This is a genomic window from Stenotrophomonas sp. B2 (assembly GCF_014947095.1).
Taxonomy (GTDB): Bacteria; Pseudomonadota; Gammaproteobacteria; order Xanthomonadales; family Xanthomonadaceae; genus Stenotrophomonas; species Stenotrophomonas maltophilia_P.
This window is the reverse complement of the sequence record NZ_JADCQA010000004.1, coordinates 312,177-331,700: the sequence shown is the minus strand read 5'-3', so window position 1 is coordinate 331,700 and position 19,524 is coordinate 312,177. Positions and strand designations below refer to the sequence as shown.

The following is a 19,524-nucleotide window of genomic DNA, read 5'->3' as shown; positions in this document are numbered from 1 at the left end:
CCGGCTCTCTCTCTGTAGCACCCCGAGACGCTCCGGATCTCGCGGGCCATGCCCGGCGAGCGCAGCGGGAAAGCGAAATGCCGCCGGGCACGGCCCGGCGCTACCGCATGGTCGGAATGCCACGCCGAGGCCCGGTGTTCGTGCCGAAGTACCGGAAGAAGTAACGGTAGCGCCGGGCCATGCCCGGCGAGCGCAGCGGGGAAGAGCGAAATGCCGCCGGGCACGGCCCGGCGCTATCCGCGGTGACGCTGCTGCGTCACCGCTGTGGCGTGATCACCTGGGTCGGCAACCGTGCCGGCGGCGCCGGGTTCGGCACCCAGATCGCCACGCCTGCGGCGCGCTTCTGCGTGGTCGGAATGCCAATGCCGAGACCGCCGCCCACATGCGAACCATAGCTGCCGGCGCCCACGGACATGCCCACCGGCGAGCCGCTGCTGCCCACGCCCATCAGCACTACGCCGTTGGCGCCCAGCGCTGCGGCTTCGCGCTTCAGCCGCGCCACGGCGGCGTCGGTCTGGCCCTGGGTGCCGAAGCCCACCGCAGAGGCGGATTCCAGCTGGGCGATCTCCTGCGAGCCGGCCGGCGGCGTTGAATAGATCTGCACCTGCGCCGGGTCGATCGGCGCCCGCGCGCGGCCCAGCATGACCTTGGAGGTGCTGGCACAACCGGCGGCGGCCAGCAGCATGGCCGCCAGTGCGGCCCAACGGATGTTCATGGCAATACCCCTGCAGGACTGGATGGGATCATCGGTGGGCCACTCTGAATCGGCGCCAACGCCCTGTGCGCTGGGCATCCAGACGCTAGCACGGCCGAGGTGAGCGGCCCGCCAACGGGAGTAGGCGACGGCGGCCGGAACGTCTATGGTTGGGGCCGGGAACCAACTGCGGGAGAGCGGCGATGGGTGTGATCAGTCTGTTGTGGGGTGTATTGGCGCTGCTGTGGATGATCCTGGCGCTGATACCGCTGCTGGGCTGGGGCAACTGGTTCCTCATTCCGTTCGCTGCGGTCGGCGCGGTGATCGCTGCGCTGGGCATCCTGTTCACCCACCCGAGCAAGCGCGGCCGGGCCTGGGCCGGCCTGGTCCTGAACGGCATCGTGGTGGTGGTGGGCATCCTGCGCCTGGGCCTGGGCGGTGGCGTGATCTGAACCTGTGGCCGGGTGCGACCGGGCGTCGCAGGGCTTCGGCCCGCTGCCGGGCAGGGGCGTACAATGAACGGCTGCGCGAGCCTGCGCGTGCCTGTGAATCCGCGCCCGGCGCGGCTGCCCCATGATCATCCGACCTCGTCCCCACGGCTGGCAACTGCTGTACATCCTGCGCGGATCGATCGTTCCGGCGATCGCACCGAAGGTGCTGGCCATCCTGATCCTGTCCATCGCCGTCGCCGCGGTGGTGGAACTGGCGCCGCCGATCGGCATCGAGCGCGTCTCGGTCACGCCGTTCACCCTGCTGGGCCTGGTCCTGTCGATCTTCCTGAGCTTCCGCAACAGCGCCTGCTACGAGCGCTGGTGGGAAGGCCGCAAGCTGTGGGGGCAGCTGGTGTTCGAATCGCGCTCACTGGCCCGGCAGGTGAACCTGCTGCTGGTGGATGACGCAGGCCGCCGCCGTCGCATCGCCTATCTGGCCACCGCCTTCGCCCATGCGCTGGCCGCCCGCCTGCGCGGCCGCATCGTGGCGCTGGCGGCCCTGCCGTGGCTGGACAAGCGCCAGCGTGCGCAGCTGGCCGAGCGCGAGAACGTACCCGATGCATTGCTGGCGATGATCGCCGCCGAACTGGCACAGGCGCTGCGCAGCGGCGATCTCGATCCGATCCTGTACGCCCAGCTGGAAGACCGCCTGCATGCGATGTCCTCGATCCAGGCAGGCTGCGAGCGGATCCTGACGACGCCGCTGCCGTTCGCCTACACCCTGCTGCTGCACCGCTGCGCGTGGATGTTCTGTGTGCTGCTGCCGTTCGGCCTGGCCAGTTCGCTGGGCTGGGGCACGCCGGTGCTGTCGGCGGTGCTGGCCTACGCCTTCTTCGGCCTGGACCAGCTTGGCGAAGAAATGGAAGATCCGTTCGGCCTGGAGCCGAACGATCTGCCGCTGGACGCGCTGGTGCGCACGATCGAGATCGACCAGCTCGACGCGCTCGGTGAACGCCCCCTGCCCGAACCCCTGCTGCCGCAGGGCTACCTGTTGCACTAGCCACTCCTCGGAGCCTGCCATGCCTCATCCCCACTACCGCCCGCGGCGCATGCGCCATGACGAGTTCTCACGCCGCCTCATGCGCGAGAACACGCTGACCACCGACGATCTGATCTATCCGGTGTTCGTGCACGAACTGGCCGGCCGCACCGCTGTGCCGTCGATGCCCGGTGTGGAGCGGTTGTCCATCGAGGAACTGCTGAAAGTGGCCGAAGAGGCGCTGGAGCTGGGCATCCCGGTGATCGATCTGTTCCCGGTGATCGACGCCTCGCAGAAGTCGCTGGATGCCTCGGCGGCATGGGCGGAGGACGGACTGGCGCAGCGTGCGATCCGCGCCCTGAAGTCGCGCTTCCCGGAGCTGGGCGTGATGACCGATGTGGCGCTGGACCCCTATACCACCCACGGCCAGGACGGCATCATCGATGACAAGGGCTACGTGCTCAACGACATCACGGTCGAAGCGCTGGTCAAGCAGTCGTTGTCGCATGCCGAAGCCGGCGCGGACATCGTCTCGCCGTCGGACATGATGGATGGCCGCATCGGCGCGATCCGCCGTGCGCTCGATGCCGACCATCACCTCAATGTGCGCATCATGGCCTACTCGGCCAAGTACGCCTCGGCCTTCTACGGCCCGTTCCGCGACGCGGTGGGCAGCGCGGCCAGCCTTGGCAAGGCGGACAAGAAGACCTACCAGATGGACCCGGCCAACGGCGACGAGGCGATGCGCGAGATCGCGCTGGATCTGGAAGAGGGCGCCGACATGGTGATGGTCAAGCCGGGCATGCCGTATCTGGATCTGGTGCGTCGCGTGAAGGAACAGTTCGGCGTGCCCACCTTCGCCTACCAGGTCAGTGGCGAGTACGCGATGATGAAAGCGGCGTTCGCCAATGGCTGGCTGGACGAGCGCGCCTGCGTGATGGAGTCGCTGCTTGGTTTCAAGCGCGCCGGCGCCGATGGCGTGCTGACCTATTTCGCGCCACAGGTGGCGCGCTGGCTGCGCGAGCGCTGACAATAGCGCCATCGATGGAGGGAGGAACGGCTGATGGGACCCGAACTGGGATGGATGCAATGGCTGATCTGGGGCGTCGGCACGCTGGTGTTCGGTGCCGTCATCGTCGGCGTGTTCATCGCAGCCTGGCGGGCGAGCAAACGCCCTCCCGAGCAGCTCTCCGCCGCCCGTCGGATCGCCCGTGAACAGTCCCTGCCGGACAGCGTGCAGGCCGAGCTGGCCGCGCTCAACCAGCGCAAGGACAGGGGCCAGCTGAGCGAGGCGGACTACGAACAGCAGCGCGCCAAGGTGCTGTCGCGCTGATTGCGGTGCCCAGGGCCGGCATCTACCGCATGCAGCCGGCCACGGCAGCCACTTTCGGTACCGCCAACCGGTAGAGATCCACGCCCCCGGCACGCGGCGCTTTCGCCGCACTGCTGGCGACCAGCATTTCTCCCGGCTTGGCGTTGTCGATCACCGGCGCGCCGGTCCAGCCGCCTGCCTGGTTGAAGGACAGCCCCAGCGGCTGCAGCGCCACGCCACTCCAGGCGCACCCGCTGCTCCACACCTGCGCGCTCGTGCCGCTGCCACGACTGAACACCACGGCGCCGTCATTGCCCAGCCAGTCAGCGTCGGTCTCGTCATCGGCGCTGTTCAATGCCGCCAACGCGGTGGCCGGGCCCCGCGCGCCCTCGGCATCGAGGGTGGCCACGAACAGATCCCAACCGGCGCCACGGCCCTGCTGGCGCGCGAACAGCAGCCGCCGGCCATCCATGCTCAGCGCTGGACCGCGCTCTTCGTACCGCCCACGCTCGCCGCGCAGGGCCTGTGCGTTGCCAAGCTGGCCATCGCCGGTCACGGCGGCACGGTACAGCGCCAGCTGGCCTTCGGTGCCCGCCGCGAACAGCAGCCAGCGGCCATCGCGGCTGAAGTAGGGATCCCGGGCCTCACCGCTGACATCGACCGCCAGCGCCTGTGCCTGCTGCCAGCGGCCATCGATCAGGCGGGCCTGCCACAGGCCCCAGCCGCCCTCGCCGCGGCGGGCGAAAACGATGCGCTGGCCGTCGGCACTGATCGTGCCGCGAGCCTCGTCGGCACGGGTCGAGACCACGCCCATGCCTTCGATGCCGTACTCGTTCAACGCCATCGCCACGGGGGCAGAGAGTAGACTGGCGGCAAGCACCAGCAGGGTCGGGGTGATGCGCATCATCCGGGTCCGTGCACGAAAGAGCATCAGTCTAGCCAGCTTGAGGAATCCATGACCGACCGTTACGCCGTCTTCGGACACCCCGTTGCCCACTCGAAGTCGCCGCAGATCCACGCGACGTTCGGTCGCCAGGAAGGCATCGCCATCGATTACCGCACGATCGACCTTGCCCCCGACGCCTTCCTCGCCGGCCTGGAAGCATTCGCCGCCGAAGGTGGTGTCGGTGCCAACGTCACCCTGCCGCACAAGGAAGCCGCGTTTGCGGTCTGCACCACGCTGACGGCCCGTGCGCGCCGCGCCGGTTCGGTCAACACGCTGCTGCGCAAGGGCGAGCGCTGGCATGGTGACACCACCGACGGCATCGGCCTGGTGCGCGACCTGACCGACCGCCATGGCCTGGACCTGCGCGGCCGCCGGGTGCTGATGATCGGTGCCGGCGGCTCGGCCCGCAGCGTCGCCCCGGCGCTGCTCGATGCCGGCATCACCGAGCTGGTGGTGGTCAACCGTACGCCGGAACGCGCCGATGAACTGATCGATGCGATGGGTGAGCCGGGCCGCGCCATCAGCCGCTACTGGGAAGACCTGCGCGAGCTGGGTGACTTCGAGCTGATCGTCAACGCCACCTCGGCCGGCCGTGACCGCGACGTGGAGTTCAAGCTGCCGCTGTCGCTGGTCAATTCGATGACCACCGCAGTCGACCTCAACTACGGCGAGGCGGCCATCGCGTTCCTGGCCTGGGCGCGTGCGGCGCAGTGCCGCAATACCGTCGATGGCCTGGGCATGCTGGTCGAGCAGGCCGCCGAGAGCTTCCTGCAGTGGCATGGTGTGCGCCCGCAGACCGACGAGGTCTACCAGCAGCTGCGGCAGGGCGCCCTGGCGCTGGCCGGCGAGGACTGAACGATGGACAACATGACCCTGCTGGTGACGGTGCTGAGCATGGTGGGCGTGCGCCTGCCGGTGCTGATCGCGCTGTGCGTGGGCCTGGTGTGGGTGGTGGGCGCGCCGCGCGATGCCACCCGCAGCGGCGCGCTGGCCGGGCTGCTGCTGTTGCTGCTGGCCAGCCTCGGCAGCATGGCAGCGGGCATCCTGCCGATGTGGATGGTCAGCAGCGGCGACTTCAGCGCGGTTTCGAGCATGAGCGCCATCCTGGGCGTGCTGCATTTCGCTCTGGCGATGGTGGAAGCGATCGGCATGGTGCTGCTGGTCTGGGCGCTGGTGCGCTTGCTGCGCCAGCGGCCGCCTGTGGTAGGCCGGTAAGGTCGTGCCGGGCATGGCCCGGGCGCGACCGTCGATGGGCGGGTAGCGCCGGGCCATGCCCGGCGGAAGCGCCGCATCTGCCCCGGCGCTGTACGGCCATCCAGCCCATGACCGCCAAGGCCCGACGCCGCTGACCCTGTTCAGCGCACGCGCCTCGGTCCCGGCCGCCGGCCATGCGACAATGACCGGCCTGATCCAGCCACGGTAGTTCCCGGCGTGACCGAAACCGTCGCCGCTCCGCGCACGCTCGATGAGCCCTTGAAGGACGCGATCCGCAAGGCTTATACGACGCTGCAGGCCAACACTCCCGGCTTCTCCACGCGCCGCTCGCAGAGCCAGATGATCGGCGTGGTGTCGCGCGCGTTGTCGAAAAGCGGTGGCGTGGGCGTGGTCGAGGCGCCCACCGGCGTCGGCAAGAGCCTGGGCTACCTGACTGCCGGCGTGCCGATCGCGCTGGCCAGCAAGAAGAAGCTGGTGATCAGTACCGGTACCGTGGCGCTGCAGTCGCAGCTGGTCGAGCGCGACATCCCGAACTTCCTCAAGGCCACCGGACTGGAAGCGACCGTGGCCCTGGCCAAGGGCCGCACCCGCTACCTGTGCACGCGCAATGCCGCCGAGGCCCAGGGCGAGGGCTCGCAGGGCGGCATGTTCGAGGATGACGCGCCCCTGTTCGACCGGCCGCTGGCGCCGATCGAGATGGATATCGCCAAGCGCCTGACCGACGCCTTCACCGGTGGCAGTTGGGATGGCGACATTGACAACGCACCGGAGACCATCAGCCCCGGCCTGCGCAGCCGCATCACCACGCCGGCCTCGGGCTGCGCCGGGCGTCGCTGTGCGTATTCGGCGCAGTGCGCGGTGCTGCGCTCGCGCAACACCGTGCGTGATGCGCAGATCGTGGTGACCAATCACGCGCTGCTGCTGTCGGCGCTGTCGATCGGCGACAGTGACAATGGCCAGCCGTTGATCGCCGCCCCCTCGGACATGCTGCTGGTGCTGGACGAGGGCCATCACATCGGTAACGTCGCCATCGACCAGGGCGCGGCCAGCCTGGCGCTGGACGAGATGGCCAAACGCACCGGCCGCCTGCAGATCCTGATTGCCGGCGCGTATCGCGCGGTCGACAAGGACCGCCTCGGCAACCTGCTGCCGAACGAAGCCATCGACGTCGCCAGCAACGTGTCCAAGCAGCTGCGTGCATTCCGCGACCATGTCGAAGCGGTGTGGATGCCAGCGCCGGCCGACGAGGAACCGATGTGGCGCGCGGCCAACGGTCGCCTGCCGGAAGCGTGGCGCGAACCGATCGAAGCACTGGCCGACGATACCCGCAGCCTCTACAACTGGGCGCATGCCGCCACCGCGCAGGTGGCCAAGGGCAAGCCGGACGACCCGGCGCGTGAGCGCCTGCAGCGCAACCTCGGCATGGCGCTGGAGATGATCGAGCAGCAGTACAACCTCTGGCAGGCCTGGCGCCGCGAGGACAAGGACGGTGCGCCGCCGATGGCGCGCTGGGTCACCGCCACCCGCGACGGCGATCTGGTCCTGCATGGCTCACCGGTCTCGGCAGCGCATGTGCTGCGCAAGCTGCTGTGGGACGAGGTGGATTCGGTGGTGATGACCTCGGCGACGCTGACCGGCGGTGGCGATTTCCAGTCGCTTGCGATCGACAATGGCATTCCCGAGGAAGCCGAGATGGTTTCGCTGTCCTCGCCGTTCGACCTGCCGAACCAGGCCGAGCTGATCGTGCCGAAGTTCCCGGTCACGCCCGACGACCGCGAAGGCCATCCCCGCGAGGTGGCGCGCTACCTCGACACGGAGCTGGACTGGGCCAAGGGCTCGATGGTGCTGTTCACCTCGCGCTGGAAGATGGAGAAAGTCGCCGGACTGATGCCTGCCGCGCGCCGCAAGCAGGTGCTGGTACAGGGCGAGATGTCCAAGACCCGGCTGATCGACGAACACCTGCGGCGCGTGGCGGCGGGCGAGGGCTCGGTGCTGTTCGGGCTGAACTCGTTCGGCGAGGGCCTCGACCTGCCCGGTGAAGCCTGCACCACGGTGGTGATCACCCAGGTACCGTTCGCGGTGCCGACCGATCCGCAGACCGCTACCCTGAGCGAGTGGTTCGAGGCGCGTGGACTCAACGCGTTCAACCTGATCGCCATTCCACACGCGCTGCGCACGCTGACCCAGTTCGCCGGCCGCCTGATCCGCACCTCCACCGATACCGGGCGCGTGGTCATCCTCGATTCGCGGCTGCTGACCCGCCGTTACGGCAAGCGCATCATCGACGCACTGCCGCCGTTCAAGCGCGTGATCGGCTGAGACGGGGGCGGATCCCTTCCGCAGGAAGGGCTCTCACCCCCGCAAGCACGTCCCCCTCAGCCCCCTTCCGGTTTCCTGCAGGCCTGGTCGCCCATCGCACTGTGGTAGTCGCGTTCAAAACAGCGCAACAACCCGTCGAGGACCTCCAGGTTCGGCGGCCACGGCACATCCACCTCCTGCTCTGCCGGCGTGGTGAAGTGGTATCGCCCGTTCTTGACGGCCTCCGCGAGCACCTCCGGCGTGGGAATTTCAACCAGCGTCGCACGGGCCTTCTCCAGCGCAGCGCGATCGCGCTGCAGGAAGGCGATCGTGCCGTCCACGTAGGCGTTCCAGTAACCGGGGTCGGTGTCCTTGGGCTTGTAGGTTCGCTGCATCAGCGCAACTGCCTGCTTGTACTGGCCCGCCTCGGCGCGCATCTGGCCCTCATGCCAGAGAATCGTGGTGTTGCCTGCAGCCTTGGGCAGTGCAGCGTAGGCGGCGAGCAGCTCAGCGGCCTCGCGGTGGCAGCCGCGGTCAGCCAACGGGCGCCACCCACCTTCCAGATCCTGGTCGAACGCATCCGGTTCCATCGTCAGCATCGCATCGCGGTCGTAGCTGCAGTCCGGCGCCTTCGACGGTTCGGGTGGGGCGCCCAACGCAGCGGCCAGGGCAAGCGAAAGCAACGTCATCACAACCTCCGTGTCGGTGAGTACCCGGACACCGTAGCAGATCGTACGGGTAGTACCGGCCGCTGGCCGGCAGCCTCGAAGATTGGACTGATACTGCGCGATTGCACGCGCGGCGAGTCACATGCACGGCTGGACCATCATTGCGATCCACAGTGACTGGAATGCTGTGCCGGGATCGGAGCCCTTTCTGCGAAAGGGATCCGACCCCACGGCAATTCAATCGCCCAGCAGCGCGGTGTTGCGTACGGCGCCCTTGTCGGCGCTGGTGGCCAGCAGGGCGTAGGCCTTCAACGCGCTGGTGACCTTGCGCGGGCGCGCCTCACGCGGCTTCCATCCCAACGCATCCTGCTCGGCACGGCGCGCATCCAACATCGCCGCATCCACCAGCAGATCAATCCGCCGCGCCGGAATATCAATGCGGATACGGTCGCCGTCGCGTACCAGCCCGATCGCACCGCCCGCCGCCGCTTCCGGCGAGGCATGCCCGATCGACAACCCGGACGTACCGCCCGAGAAGCGCCCGTCGGTCAGCAGTGCACACTGCTTGCCCAGTCCCTTCGATTTCAGGTAGCTGGTGGGGTAGAGCATTTCCTGCATGCCGGGGCCGCCTTTCGGGCCTTCGTAGCGGATGACCACCACGTCGCCCGCCTTCACTTCGTCGGCGAGGATGCCGGCCACGGCCGCGTCCTGGCTCTCGAACACGCGCGCGCTGCCTTCGAACACGTGGATGGATTCATCCACGCCTGCGGTCTTCACCACGCAACCGTCTTCGGCCAGATTGCCGCGCAGCACGGCCAGTCCGCCTTCTGCCGAGTAGGCATGCGCGACGCTGCGGATGCAGCCTTCGGCGCGGTCCACGTCCAGCGTGGGCCAGCGCGTGGCCTGGCTGAAAGCCACCTGGGTGGGGATGCCGGCCGGGCCGGCACGGAAGAAGTCGTGCACGCTTGATTCGCTGCTGACCGCCACATCCCAGCGCTCGAGAGCATCGGCCAGGGTGCGGCTGTGCACGGTCGGCACGGTGGTATCCAACAGGCCGCCGCGCGCCAGTTCGCCCAGGATGCCGTACACGCCACCCGCGCGGTGCACGTCTTCCATGTGGTACTTGGGCGTGTTCGGCGCCACCTTGCACAGCTGCGGCACGCGCCGTGACAGCGCATCGATGTGGGTCAGGTCGAAGTCCACTTCGGCTTCCTGCGCGGCGGCCAGCAGGTGCAGGATGGTATTGGTCGATCCGCCCATGGCGATGTCCAGGGTCATCGCATTGGCGAACGCGGCCTGCGTGGCGATGCCCCGCGGCAGCGCGCTTTCTTCCTCGCCGCCGTACCAGCGGTGGCACAGTTCGACGATCAGGCGGCCCGCGCGCAGGAACAGCTGTTCGCGGTCGGCATGGGTGGCCAGGGTCGAGCCGTTGCCGGGCAGCGACAGGCCCAGCGCTTCGGTCAGGCAGTTCATCGAGTTGGCGGTGAACATGCCCGAACAGGAGCCGCAGGTGGGGCAGGCGCTACGCTCGAACTCGGCTACCTTTTCATCGCTGGCGCTCTCGTCGGCGGCGATGACCATCGCATCGACCAGATCCAGCTTGTGCTCGGACAGCCGGGTCTTGCCCGCTTCCATCGGCCCGCCGGACACGAACACCACCGGGATGTTCAGGCGCAGTGCGGCCATCAGCATGCCAGGGGTGATCTTGTCGCAGTTGGAAATGCACACCAGCGCATCGGCGCAGTGCGCGTTGACCATGTACTCGACCGAGTCGGCGATGATCTCGCGGCTGGGCAGTGAATACAGCATGCCGTCGTGGCCCATCGCGATACCGTCGTCCACGGCGATCGTGTTGAACTCCTTGGCGACGCCGCCGACCTTCTCGATCTCGCGCGCGACCAGCTGGCCGAGGTCCTTCAGGTGCACGTGGCCCGGTACGAACTGGGTGAACGAGTTGGCGATGGCGATGATCGGCTTGTGGAAATCGCCGTCCTTCATGCCGGTGGCACGCCACAGGGCGCGGGCGCCGGCCATGTTGCGGCCGGCGGTGGAGGTGCGGGAGCGGTATTCGGGCATGGCTGGCGGAACGGGCGGGCCGTACGACATGGGGTGTCGGACGATCATCGCCAATTTTTTCGGTTGCTGCTGCAACCACCGCTCGTCTGCGCGGCGCCGCCGGGCGATGCGGCGATGGCGGATCGGGCCTGACGAAAATGAAACGCCGTTCATCTTTCGGACTTTGCCGATTCCGGTTGTTGGCCCGGATCGGGCATCATTGGGGTATTGATCCGCTGCTTGAGGCATGAGGCCATGAAACGTTCCCGCACCACCGCGCTGCTGCTGATGAGCGCCGCACCGCTGCTGTTCACCGCCTGCCAGAAGGAGCCGGAGGTGAAGGTGCAGGAAGGCCTGTTCACTTCGGTCGAGGCCTGCACCGAGGCCACCGGTGATCCGTCGTCGTGCCGCAACGCGTTCGCCGAGGCGCAGAAGCAGGCCGCCGACGCTGCGCCGAAGTACGCCACCAAGGAAGCCTGCGAGCAGGACTACAAGCCCGAGCAGTGCGTGCAGCAGCACACGTCGGCAGGTACCTCGTTCATCGGCCCGATGATGATGGGCTTCTTCATGTCCCAGATGCTGAGCAACCGCGGTGGCCTGGCCCCGCAGGCGCCGGCGTCGGCACCGGCCTACCAGGACAAGAATGCGGGTTGGGCGCGTTCGGCCCCGGGCGGTACGGGGGGCCTGAACACCGCCAGCGGCATCGGCGCCGGCAAGGCTGGCCTGGCACCGGTCACCACCGAGCCGAACCGTGCCGTCACCGCCAGCCGGGGTGGCTTCGGCAACACCAGCGCGCGTCGCAGCACCAGCGGCAGCTACGGCGGCTGATCGACCCATGCAGCGTATCCGTATCGCCGCGCGCGCCCACTGGCGGGCGCGCGCGGAGGAAGCCGGTTTCCGCTTCCACACCATCGACGGCCAGCCGTACTGGGATGAAAGCGCGTATTACGCCTTCACCCTGCGCCAGATCGAACAGGACATCGAAGATCCCAGCGCCGAGCTGCACCAGATGGCGCTCGACCTTGTCGGCGACGTGGTGGCCAGCGAGCGGCTGATGGATCAGCTGGCGATTCCCGCGCATTACCGCGACTGGATCGCCGACAGCTGGCGCCAGCGCCAGCCGCATCTGTACGGCCGGCTCGATCTGGCCTATGACGGTACCGGTCCGGCCAAGCTTTACGAGCTGAACTACGACACGCCGACCTCGCTGTTCGAGGCCAGTTTCTTCCAGTGGCAGTGGCTGGAGGACCAGCGCAACGCCGGCCGCCTGCCGCAGCATGCCGACCAGTTCAACGCCATCCATGAGGCACTGGTCGAACGTTTCGGCGAGCTCGCCGGCCGCCTGCCGCCACCGCTGTACTTCAGCGCCGTGGGCAGTTCGGAAGAGGACCGCGGCACGGTGGAATACCTGCGCGACTGTGCTTCGCAGGCAGGCCTGCACGGGCAGGGCATCGCCATCGAAGACATCGGCCTGTCCGCGGATGGCCGCTTCACCGCGCTGGACGATTCGGTGATCGGCACGCTGTTCAAGCTGTATCCGCTGGAAGACCTGATGGCCGAGGAGTTTGGCCGCGCGCTGCCCGGCTCGGGCGTGCAGCTGCTGGAACCGGCATGGAAGGCGGTGCTGAGCAACAAGGGCATCCTGCCATTGCTGTGGCAGCGCAATGTCGGCCACCCGAACCTGCTGGAGGCGCACTTCGACGACGGCAGCGCGCTGGCCACCGGATGGGTGCGCAAGCCGCTGTTCTCGCGCGAAGGCGCCAACATCGAAATGCACTTGGCCGATGGCAGCACCCAGCGCAGCGACGGCCCCTACGATGGACCGGCGATCATCCAGCGCGCGCATCCGCTGACCCGCTTCGAAGGCGGTTATCCGCTGATCGGCAGCTGGGTGGTCGGTGACCACGCCTGCGGCATCGGCATCCGCGAGGACGACAGCGCGATCACCCGCGACAGCGCGCGCTTCGTACCGCACGCGATCGTTGACGAGGCGCCGACGCGGATCTACGTCTGAGCACGGTGCGCACCCGCACACGTAGTGGACGGTAGCGCCGGGCCATGCCCGGCGTGTGCGGTGATCCGCCGGGCATGGCCCGGCGCTACCGGTCAGAGCAGGCCTTCGCGCTTCACGGCCAGGTAGCGTTCCACCAGCGCGGCCGGCAGGGCATCGGCGGTCACGTCCAGAACCATCACCTTCTCGCTGCGCAGTGCCTCGTGCGCCTTCGCGCGCTGCTGCAGGTACAGCGCCGCGGCGCCGGCCTGCGCGGCGTCCTCCAGCGTATGCACCTCGCCTTCGAGCGCGCCGTCCAGCTCGTGCTCGCGTAGGCTGGCCACGCACACCAGGTGGCGGCGCTGCAGCAGGCGCACCGCGGCCAGGAGGTCCTCGATGTCTTCGTCGCGCACGTTGCTGACCAGCATCACCAGCGCACGGCGTCGCTGGCGCAGGGATACTTCGGTGGCGGCGGCCAGGTAATCGGTGGCTACCGGCTGCGGCTGCAGGTCGTAGCTGGCCCGCAGCAGATGCTCGACGGTGCCCATGCCGCGCTGTGGCTGCACCCACCGACGCTCGCCGCCGACGGCGAACAGGCCAGCCGCATCGCCCTGCCGCAACGCCAGATAGGCGACCACCAGCGAGGCGTTCAAGGCATGGTCGAAGTGCGAGAGTCCGCCTTCGCTGGCCAGCATGCGGCGGCCACTGTCGAGCATCAGCAGCAACTGCTGGTTCTTCTCGTCCTGGTACTCGCGGGAGATCAGCTTGCGTGCGCGGGCGGTGGCCTTCCAGTCGAGCTGGCGCAGGCTGTCGCCGACGCGGTACTCGCGCATCTGGTGGAAGTCAGTGCCTTCACCACGCCGGCGCTTCACGTGGGCGCCCACCAGGCGTGAGGCCTGATCGGCGCTGAACAGCGCGAAGCGGGTCAGCGGCACGAAGTTCGGATAGACGCGGACGTCCAGCAGAGGGGGCAGGGTGCGCTGCTGCCACCACAGGCGCCATGGCGAGCGGATGCGCAGCTGCACGCCCTCGAAGCGGAAGCGTCCGCGCTGCTGCGGCTGCAGGGTGTAGTGCAGCGCGCAGGCATGCCCGGGACGCAGCTGCACGCGCTGGGGTAGCGACTCCAGCGGCCAGCCACCCGGCACCAGATCGAATACCTGCACCCGCATCGGCTCTGTGGTCTGCAGGCGCAGGCCCACCTCGCGGCGCACGCCCAGGGCCAGCGCTTCGGGCAGCTCGCGCTGCACCTGTGGCGACGGTCGCCGGGCCTGCCGCCACAGGTCCAGCAACGCCAGCGTACCGATCACCGTGGCGACCAGTGCCCAGCTCCAGCGCGGCAACGCGCCGGCCAGCACCACGCCTCCCAGCGCAGCCCAGGCCAGCAGCAGGACCAGCAGCAGCGGCGCAGGCCTCATCGGCGCGGTGCTTCCACCTTGGCCAGCAGCGCACCCAGCACATCGTCGGCGTCCTGGCCTTCGATCTGCAGTTCCGGTGCCAGCGCGATGCGGTGGCGCAGCGCCGGACGCGCGATGTCGCGCACGTCATCGGGGGTGACGAAGTCACGACCTGCCAGCACGGCCTGCGCGCGCGCAGCACGCACCAGCGCGATGCTGCCACGCGGTCCAGCGCCCACGGCGATGCCGGGCCATTGCCGGGTGGCAGCGACGATGCGCACGGCGTAGTCGATCACTTCGTCATCGACGGTGATCGCGGCCGTGGCCTGCTGCAGCTGCAGCAGTTCTCCGGCGCCCAGTACGCGCGGCACCCGGCTCAGATCGAAATCGCTGGCGGCGCGGCCACGGGTGATGTCCGTGACCATGCGTTTCTCGTCCTCCAGCTGCGGATAGTCGATCAGCACCTTCAACAGGAAGCGATCCAGCTGCGCTTCCGGCAGCGGGTAGGTGCCTTCCTGTTCCAGCGGGTTCTGCGTGGCCAGGGCCATGAACGGCGGCGCCAGGGTGAACGCCTTGCCTTCGATGGTCACCTGGCCCTCCTGCATCACTTCCAGCAGTGCGGACTGGGTCTTGGCCGGTGCCCGGTTGATCTCGTCGGCCAGCAGCAGGTTGGTGAACACCGGCCCGCGACGGATCTTGAAGCTCTCGCTCTTCGGATCGTAGACGGCGTGGCCGCTGACATCGCTGGGCATCAGGTCCGGCGTGAACTGCACGCGGCCATAGTCCAGTTCCAGTGCCTGCGCCAGTGCGCGCACCAGCAGTGTCTTGCCCAGTCCGGGCACGCCTTCGATCAGGACATGGCCGCCAGCCAGAAGGGCAACCAGGATCTGGTCAAGCACGTCGGCCTGGCCGATGAAGGCGTGGCCGACGGCCTGGCGGATGGCGTCGACGCGTTCGATCAGGCGGGCATTGGCGGCCGCCGGACGTTCGGGGACTTCGGTCATAGCAGGGATCTCATCTGGAGCAGCAAGCGGATGCGCTCGCGCAGGGCGGAGGAATCGTGCGGCGGAGGGGGAGTCAGGGCACTGGCAACGCGGCTGCGCGGCCACTGCAGCAGTTCGGCGATGGCCTGTTCGCGTGGCGCGCCTTCCAGCGCAGCAGCGAGTGGCGCGCGCAGGCGCAGGCGATGCACGAACAGGGCATGCACGGCCTGGTACAGGCGCACGCCCTGGCCGAAGCGCAGCAGCAGTTCGCCGCTGGCGCGCACATGTTCCAGCAGCGAGCGGCGCTCGATCACGGGCGATGGCAACAGGCTGCCGAACCGCTGCGAGCGCGCCCACAGCCAGGCCAGCAGTGCCATCAGCAGCGGTACCCACAGCGGCCAGCCCTGGTAGAACAGGCGCACCCACAGTGACGGCGGACGACTGGCATAGACCAGCCACATGGCGCCCTTGCCGTAATTGGGATCGAGCAGGTAGCGGGTCAGATCGCGGTGGGAACGGTCGTGCAGGCCGTCGCTGGTCTGGCCCTTGGCTGCGGCCATCCGCGCGGCCTGCGACTCCACTTCGCTGCGCATGAAATCCATGTCCGCCAGCACGCTCACCCGGCCCTGGCCGTGACGCAGGCGCGCGAACACCAGGTCGTGCCCGCTGCCCCACCGGCGTTCGGTCCGCGCCTCAGCGGCGAAGCCTAGCGTGAAGCGGCGGCCCTGGCAGAATTCCACGTGGCCGGGATCGTCCTGGACATGGAAGGGCTGGCAGTCGTTGCGCTGGTAAAGGCTGTCCACGCCGAGTGCATCCAGCAGCGGCCCCTGCGTACTGCCGGCATCGTCCTTGGCCGGCGGCGGCGTGCGCAGCAGCAGATGGCCACCGCCGTCGACCCACGCCAACAGCGCCCTGGCGGCCGGCGCCGGCAGCTCGCTGCTGTCCTGCAGCAGCACCACCGTGTCCTGCGGCCCCAGCGCCATCTGCTGCAGGTCCAGCCGCGGCCGCGCATGCACCTCGATGCCATCGGCGCGCAGCGCCTGCCCGAGCACGTACAGCGGGTTGTAACGGGCCTCGCCCTGCGGTGGCAGCGTGACCGTTTCGGTGACCCGCTCATGGGTACGCATGAACAGGATCGCCAGTGGCACGCCGAGCAGCAGCAGCGTCCCCAGCAACAGTGACCAGAACAGGCGCGGGTTCATGCCTGCCACCCGTACTGCTGGCGCAGGGTCGTGGCCAGCGCATCGAAATCGCCGCGGCTGGGCAGGTGACCACCGTAGGCGGCGTATTGCCACATCCGCACGATGCGCGCGAACAGTTCACGGTCGACGCTGTCGGGCATGCGTCGCGAGGCACGCAGGCACTGCGATTCGGTGGCGCCCGGAGGCAGTGCGATGCCGGCACGCTCGCTGACCGTGCGCACGCTGGCCCGGTACAACAGGGCCAGCGCCTGGCGCGGCCGGCCCTGGTCCCACAGCAGACCAGCCTGGGTCGCCACGTCCGGCGGCAGCACCACCGGCAGCTCGACCTGTTCCTCGACCACGTGCGGCGCCGCTGCGGCCCGGCGGCGGCCCGAGCCGCGCAGCCACGGCAGCCACAACCGTGCAGTCAGCACCAGCACCAGAAGGAGGGCACCGAGCAGGCCCCACAGGCCCCATTCGGCCAATCGCGCCAGCCAGGCGATGCTGCTGCTGCGCGACGTGCGTTGGCTCTGGCTGCTGCCGTCGCGTTCCAGTTCCTTGCGTGCGTCCTTTTTCTCTTCCGCCTCTTCGATCGCTTTCCACTGCGTGACCTGGCGGGTCGGGCGCTGCAATGGATCCTCGTAGGCGCGGCTCACGGCCTGGCGGAAGCCCGCGGTATCCACCGGGGTGTCGCCGAAGATCATGGCGGGTGTATCGCCGGGGTTGATCTGCGGTGCCCGGCGCGCGTCGCTCTTGCGGTTGCTCGATGCATCACCCTCCTGCGCGTGCACCGGCATGGAGGTGAGCGGCAGTGCCAGGCACAGCAGCAGCGCCAGCGACGAGGCAACCGGCAGCAGGCGTTCGCGCAGCCGGCGCAGGGCGATCTCCACGTCCCAGGCTTCCATCTGTGTACGTCGATTCAAGTACAGGCCGAACCCGGCGCCGACGTAGAACGGCCCGATCAGCACGGAGGCCAGCCAGCAGGCCAGATTGAATCCCAGCTTCGCCCAGGCGGGCGTGTCCTTGCCGATCATGTCCCAGGCCGCGCGCCAGGAATCGGAGAGCAGCTCGAACGGGATGAACATGAACACCGCGCCGATCGCGCCTGCGACCAGTACGCCCTCGAACACCATGCAGGCTACGGTCAGCACCAGCGCCGGACCCGCCGCGCCGGCTGCGACCGCGCGCCGGCGCGGGCCACGCTGTTCGGCGGTGTTGCCCTCCAGCAGGTTGACCGGCAGGCACAGGCTGCGCAGCACGCTGAAGCGACGCCAGCCCAGGTAGCCCCAGAAACCACGGTTGCCCCACTGCCGCTGTGCCCGCAGGGCGGCCAGGGCGGTGACCGGCTCGCCGAACACACCGCGTGACAGCACATACAGCGGCGCGCGTTCGAACACGGGCTTGCACCACCACATCAGCAGCCAGGCCAGGCCGAATGCGTCCAGCCACCAGCCCAGTGCGTTGGCGATCACGAACAGTGGTGCGCTGGCCAGCAGCCAGCTGCCCCACACCGCACGCGCATGCCGGCGGGTCAGCGCGCTGCCCAGCTCCATCGCTTCCCAGCCGCTGCGTGCGCGCAGCACGACGTCCAGGCGATCAATGCGCATCGCCGCCTCCGCGTCCGCCACGCCACAACCACAGCAGCACGCCGGCCCACAGCACCCCGGCCACACTGAACTTGCCCCACGCCGGCACTTCGGCAATGGACGACCAGAACGCCTCCACGAACGCCGCGACCAGCAACATGAAGGCCACGCCCAGGCACAGCCGGGCACCGATGCGGCCGCCTTCGACCAGTGCGTCCAGGCGGCTGCGGCGTCCGGGCGCCAGCAGCTTCATGCCCAGCTGCAGACCGGCGCCGCCTGCGATGACGATGGCGGTGAGCTCGAATGCACCGTGGCCGACCACGAAGCGCCAGAAGGGATCACCATGGCCGATGTGCTGCAGGTGGCCGGCCACCGCGCCGATGATGACGCCGTTGAACAACAGCACCAGCAGCGTGCCCAGCCCGGCCAGCAGGCCGCTGGCGAAAGTGCGCAGGGCGATGCTGATGTTGTTCATGATGTAGTGGCCGAACATCATCCAGTCGGTACCGCTGTCGCGGCCCAGGCGTTCGGCAGCCGGGTCGTACATGCGTTCCATTTCGGCGATCTGGCGGTTGTCCATCACCTGGTGGATCAGGTCCGGGTACAGCTGCACCAGCACGAAGCAGCCCACCGCCGGCAGCGCGAACATCGCCAGGGCGGCCCACATGCTGCGTGCCTGGCTGCGCACCAGCAGCGGGAAATCGGCCACCAGGAATTCAAGCGCGCGCCGCCAGCGCGTGGGAGGCGTCCGGTACAGCACGCTGTGGCCCTGCTGCATCAGCTGTTGCAGGCGCTGCACCAACTGCGGGCTGTAGCCCCGCTCACGGGCCAGTGCCAGCTGCTGGCACAGCCGCCGGTAACGCTGTGGAAACGCAGTGTCGTCCAGCGTGGTGGCCGCGGGCTGGCGGCGGCGACGGCGGGAGGCGCCGGCACGCAGCAGCAGCCACTGCTCCAGGTCCAGCCATTCCTGCTGATGGCGGGCGACGAACTGTTCCTGCTTCATCGCCGTCCCAGCAACCAGTTGGCCATCGCATACAGGCGCAGCACGCCGACCTGGCCATGGGTGCCGGTCAATGGTTCGGCGATGGCGGCCAGTTCTTGCTGGCGGAGCGGTGCCAGCCGCGGGGCACGCTCGGCGAAGGCCAGCAGCGCCGCCTGTTCCTCCGGCCGCAGCGGCTGCGGCGGCGCCAGCACGCTGTCGATGGTGGCCGGCGGCGGCAGGTACAGCGCCGGCGCGTGCACCACCACGGTGCCGGCGACCAGATCGCCCAGGCGGCGGCCGTGCGCGTCGAACAGGCTGCTGAGCAGGCCCAGCGCGTAGGCGAACGGCAGCATGTCGACGGTCCGCAGCAGGTTGCGGGTGATCGCCGCCATCCAGCCCACCGGCGCGCCATCACGGGCCAGCACGCGCAGGCCCAGCGCGCGCTTGCCCGGGGTGCGGCCCCACAGCGCCTCGCAGACGATCGGATACGCCCAGTACACCAGGAACATCAGGGCCAGGTAGAGGCCGGTGCCGAATTCCTTCAACAGTGCCAGCGGGATCGACAGCGCGGCAAGAATCGCGAAACGAATGGCCAGATCGACCAGCCAGGCCAGCGCACGTGGCACCGGACCGGCGGCCGGCAGCTGCAGCGGCACGCCTTCCGGCGTCACCACCTCGCGGTAGGTGTCGAGCATCGGTGCGGCCATCAGAGCGACGGCCTTCGTTGTGGGCGCTGGAGTCCTCTCCGGC

19 protein-coding genes are annotated in these 19,524 nt (G+C 68.8%); 9 read left to right on the top strand and 10 right to left on the bottom strand.

Annotated elements, in window-relative coordinates; translation table 11 throughout:
• Nucleotides 1-256 precede the first annotated feature (256 nt).
• Nucleotides 257-715: a hypothetical protein gene (locus IMX13_RS06675; protein WP_053517962.1), complete on the bottom strand. Its 459-nt coding sequence runs from the start codon at nt 713-715 to the stop codon at nt 257-259.
• 182 nt (nt 716-897) lie between these two features.
• On the opposite strand from IMX13_RS06675, the gene IMX13_RS06670 reads away from it, so the two are divergent.
• The 4 genes from IMX13_RS06670 (at nt 898) to IMX13_RS06655 (ending at nt 3,497) form a co-directional block, all read left to right on the top strand.
• Nucleotides 898-1,146, top strand: coding sequence for a hypothetical protein (locus IMX13_RS06670; RefSeq protein WP_006475755.1), 249 nt, complete (start codon nt 898-900; stop codon nt 1,144-1,146).
• A gap of 121 nt (nt 1,147-1,267) precedes the next feature.
• Entirely contained in the window at nt 1,268-2,185 is a 918-nt protein-coding gene (locus IMX13_RS06665) for a bestrophin family ion channel (RefSeq protein WP_053517963.1), read from the top strand.
• Between the two features lie 19 nt (nt 2,186-2,204).
• Nucleotides 2,205-3,194 carry a porphobilinogen synthase gene (gene hemB, locus IMX13_RS06660; protein ID WP_193396060.1) on the top strand — a complete coding sequence of 330 codons (990 nt, stop codon included), beginning with the start codon at nt 2,205-2,207 and terminating at the stop codon, nt 3,192-3,194.
• 33 nt (nt 3,195-3,227) lie between these two features.
• Nucleotides 3,228-3,497 carry a hypothetical protein gene (locus IMX13_RS06655; protein ID WP_053517966.1) on the top strand — a complete coding sequence of 90 codons (270 nt, stop codon included), beginning with the start codon at nt 3,228-3,230 and terminating at the stop codon, nt 3,495-3,497.
• Between the two features lie 22 nt (nt 3,498-3,519).
• Here IMX13_RS06655 and IMX13_RS06650 read toward each other — a convergent pair whose 3' ends face one another.
• Entirely contained in the window at nt 3,520-4,383 is an 864-nt protein-coding gene (locus IMX13_RS06650; RefSeq protein WP_193396072.1) for a PD40 domain-containing protein, read from the bottom strand.
• 48 nt (nt 4,384-4,431) lie between these two features.
• Between IMX13_RS06650 and aroE the strand changes: the two genes are divergently transcribed.
• The 3 genes from aroE (at nt 4,432) to dinG (ending at nt 7,956) form a co-directional block, all read left to right on the top strand.
• Nucleotides 4,432-5,277: a shikimate dehydrogenase gene (gene aroE, locus IMX13_RS06645; protein WP_065174307.1), complete on the top strand. Its 846-nt coding sequence runs from the start codon at nt 4,432-4,434 to the stop codon at nt 5,275-5,277.
• A gap of 3 nt (nt 5,278-5,280) precedes the next feature.
• Nucleotides 5,281-5,637, top strand: coding sequence for a hypothetical protein (locus tag IMX13_RS06640; RefSeq protein ID WP_065181457.1), 357 nt, complete (start codon nt 5,281-5,283; stop codon nt 5,635-5,637).
• Between the two features lie 216 nt (nt 5,638-5,853).
• Nucleotides 5,854-7,956: an ATP-dependent DNA helicase DinG gene (gene dinG / locus IMX13_RS06635; RefSeq protein ID WP_193396059.1), complete on the top strand. Its 2,103-nt coding sequence runs from the start codon at nt 5,854-5,856 to the stop codon at nt 7,954-7,956.
• 56 nt (nt 7,957-8,012) lie between these two features.
• Here dinG and IMX13_RS06630 read toward each other — a convergent pair whose 3' ends face one another.
• Nucleotides 8,013-8,624, bottom strand: coding sequence for a hypothetical protein (locus IMX13_RS06630; protein ID WP_193396058.1), 612 nt, complete (start codon nt 8,622-8,624; stop codon nt 8,013-8,015).
• 216 nt (nt 8,625-8,840) lie between these two features.
• Nucleotides 8,841-10,679, bottom strand: a complete 1,839-nt coding sequence (ilvD, locus tag IMX13_RS06625; protein WP_193396057.1) for a dihydroxy-acid dehydratase — start codon at nt 10,677-10,679, stop codon at nt 8,841-8,843.
• Between the two features lie 234 nt (nt 10,680-10,913).
• On the opposite strand from ilvD, the gene IMX13_RS06620 reads away from it, so the two are divergent.
• Together IMX13_RS06620 and IMX13_RS06615 are read left to right on the top strand one after the other, a co-directional pair.
• Nucleotides 10,914-11,486, top strand: a complete 573-nt coding sequence (locus IMX13_RS06620; protein WP_111187209.1) for a DUF1190 domain-containing protein — start codon at nt 10,914-10,916, stop codon at nt 11,484-11,486.
• Between the two features lie 7 nt (nt 11,487-11,493).
• Nucleotides 11,494-12,672 carry a glutathionylspermidine synthase family protein gene (locus IMX13_RS06615; RefSeq protein WP_193396056.1) on the top strand — a complete coding sequence of 393 codons (1,179 nt, stop codon included), beginning with the start codon at nt 11,494-11,496 and terminating at the stop codon, nt 12,670-12,672.
• Nucleotides 12,673-12,764: 92 nt separating this feature from the next.
• Here the strand turns inward: IMX13_RS06615 and IMX13_RS06610 are convergent, their stop codons facing one another.
• Genes IMX13_RS06610 through IMX13_RS06585 form a run of 6 tightly spaced genes read right to left on the bottom strand, consistent with a single transcriptional unit; the run spans nt 12,765 to nt 19,481 of the window.
• The gene (locus IMX13_RS06610) at nt 12,765-14,063 is read right to left on the bottom strand and encodes a DUF58 domain-containing protein (protein WP_065174310.1); all 1,299 of its coding nucleotides are present in this window, start codon (nt 14,061-14,063) and stop codon (nt 12,765-12,767) included.
• Nucleotides 14,060-15,046: a MoxR family ATPase gene (locus tag IMX13_RS06605; RefSeq protein WP_065181460.1), complete on the bottom strand. Its 987-nt coding sequence runs from the start codon at nt 15,044-15,046 to the stop codon at nt 14,060-14,062. The genes IMX13_RS06610 and IMX13_RS06605 overlap by 4 nt, the downstream gene beginning before the upstream one ends.
• On the bottom strand, nt 15,043-16,227 hold the full coding sequence (locus IMX13_RS06600; protein WP_193396055.1) for a DUF4350 domain-containing protein: 1,185 nt from the start codon (nt 16,225-16,227) through the stop codon (nt 15,043-15,045). Before IMX13_RS06600 ends, IMX13_RS06605 begins: the two co-directional genes overlap by 4 nt.
• Entirely contained in the window at nt 16,224-17,813 is a 1,590-nt protein-coding gene (locus IMX13_RS06595) for a DUF4129 domain-containing protein (protein ID WP_053517978.1), read from the bottom strand. The genes IMX13_RS06600 and IMX13_RS06595 overlap by 4 nt, the downstream gene beginning before the upstream one ends.
• Nucleotides 17,803-18,795, bottom strand: a complete 993-nt coding sequence (locus IMX13_RS06590) for a stage II sporulation protein M (protein ID WP_053517980.1) — start codon at nt 18,793-18,795, stop codon at nt 17,803-17,805. Before IMX13_RS06590 ends, IMX13_RS06595 begins: the two co-directional genes overlap by 11 nt.
• Nucleotides 18,792-19,481 (bottom strand): RDD family protein, encoded by a 690-nt coding sequence (locus tag IMX13_RS06585; RefSeq protein WP_053517981.1) that lies wholly within the window; start codon nt 19,479-19,481, stop codon nt 18,792-18,794. Before IMX13_RS06585 ends, IMX13_RS06590 begins: the two co-directional genes overlap by 4 nt.
• Nucleotides 19,482-19,524 lie beyond the last annotated feature (43 nt).

Coding starts and splice junctions, on each gene's coding strand:
- IMX13_RS06675 (WP_053517962.1), bottom strand. CDS start 715: ATGAACATCCGTTGGGCCGCACTGGCGGCCATGCTGCTGGCCGCCGCC.
- IMX13_RS06670 (WP_006475755.1), top strand. CDS start 898: ATGGGTGTGATCAGTCTGTTGTGGGGTGTATTGGCGCTGCTGTGGATG.
- IMX13_RS06665 (WP_053517963.1), top strand. CDS start 1,268: ATGATCATCCGACCTCGTCCCCACGGCTGGCAACTGCTGTACATCCTG.
- hemB (WP_193396060.1), top strand. CDS start 2,205: ATGCCTCATCCCCACTACCGCCCGCGGCGCATGCGCCATGACGAGTTC.
- IMX13_RS06655 (WP_053517966.1), top strand. CDS start 3,228: ATGGGACCCGAACTGGGATGGATGCAATGGCTGATCTGGGGCGTCGGC.
- IMX13_RS06650 (WP_193396072.1), bottom strand. CDS start 4,383: ATGATGCGCATCACCCCGACCCTGCTGGTGCTTGCCGCCAGTCTACTC.
- aroE (WP_065174307.1), top strand. CDS start 4,432: ATGACCGACCGTTACGCCGTCTTCGGACACCCCGTTGCCCACTCGAAG.
- IMX13_RS06640 (WP_065181457.1), top strand. CDS start 5,281: ATGGACAACATGACCCTGCTGGTGACGGTGCTGAGCATGGTGGGCGTG.
- IMX13_RS06630 (WP_193396058.1), bottom strand. CDS start 8,624: ATGACGTTGCTTTCGCTTGCCCTGGCCGCTGCGTTGGGCGCCCCACCC.
- ilvD (WP_193396057.1), bottom strand. CDS start 10,679: ATGCCCGAATACCGCTCCCGCACCTCCACCGCCGGCCGCAACATGGCC.
- IMX13_RS06620 (WP_111187209.1), top strand. CDS start 10,914: ATGAAACGTTCCCGCACCACCGCGCTGCTGCTGATGAGCGCCGCACCG.
- IMX13_RS06615 (WP_193396056.1), top strand. CDS start 11,494: ATGCAGCGTATCCGTATCGCCGCGCGCGCCCACTGGCGGGCGCGCGCG.
- IMX13_RS06610 (WP_065174310.1), bottom strand. CDS start 14,063: ATGAGGCCTGCGCCGCTGCTGCTGGTCCTGCTGCTGGCCTGGGCTGCG.
- IMX13_RS06605 (WP_065181460.1), bottom strand. CDS start 15,046: ATGACCGAAGTCCCCGAACGTCCGGCGGCCGCCAATGCCCGCCTGATC.
- IMX13_RS06600 (WP_193396055.1), bottom strand. CDS start 16,227: ATGAACCCGCGCCTGTTCTGGTCACTGTTGCTGGGGACGCTGCTGCTG.
- IMX13_RS06595 (WP_053517978.1), bottom strand. CDS start 17,813: ATGCGCATTGATCGCCTGGACGTCGTGCTGCGCGCACGCAGCGGCTGG.
- IMX13_RS06590 (WP_053517980.1), bottom strand. CDS start 18,795: ATGAAGCAGGAACAGTTCGTCGCCCGCCATCAGCAGGAATGGCTGGAC.
- IMX13_RS06585 (WP_053517981.1), bottom strand. CDS start 19,481: ATGGCCGCACCGATGCTCGACACCTACCGCGAGGTGGTGACGCCGGAA.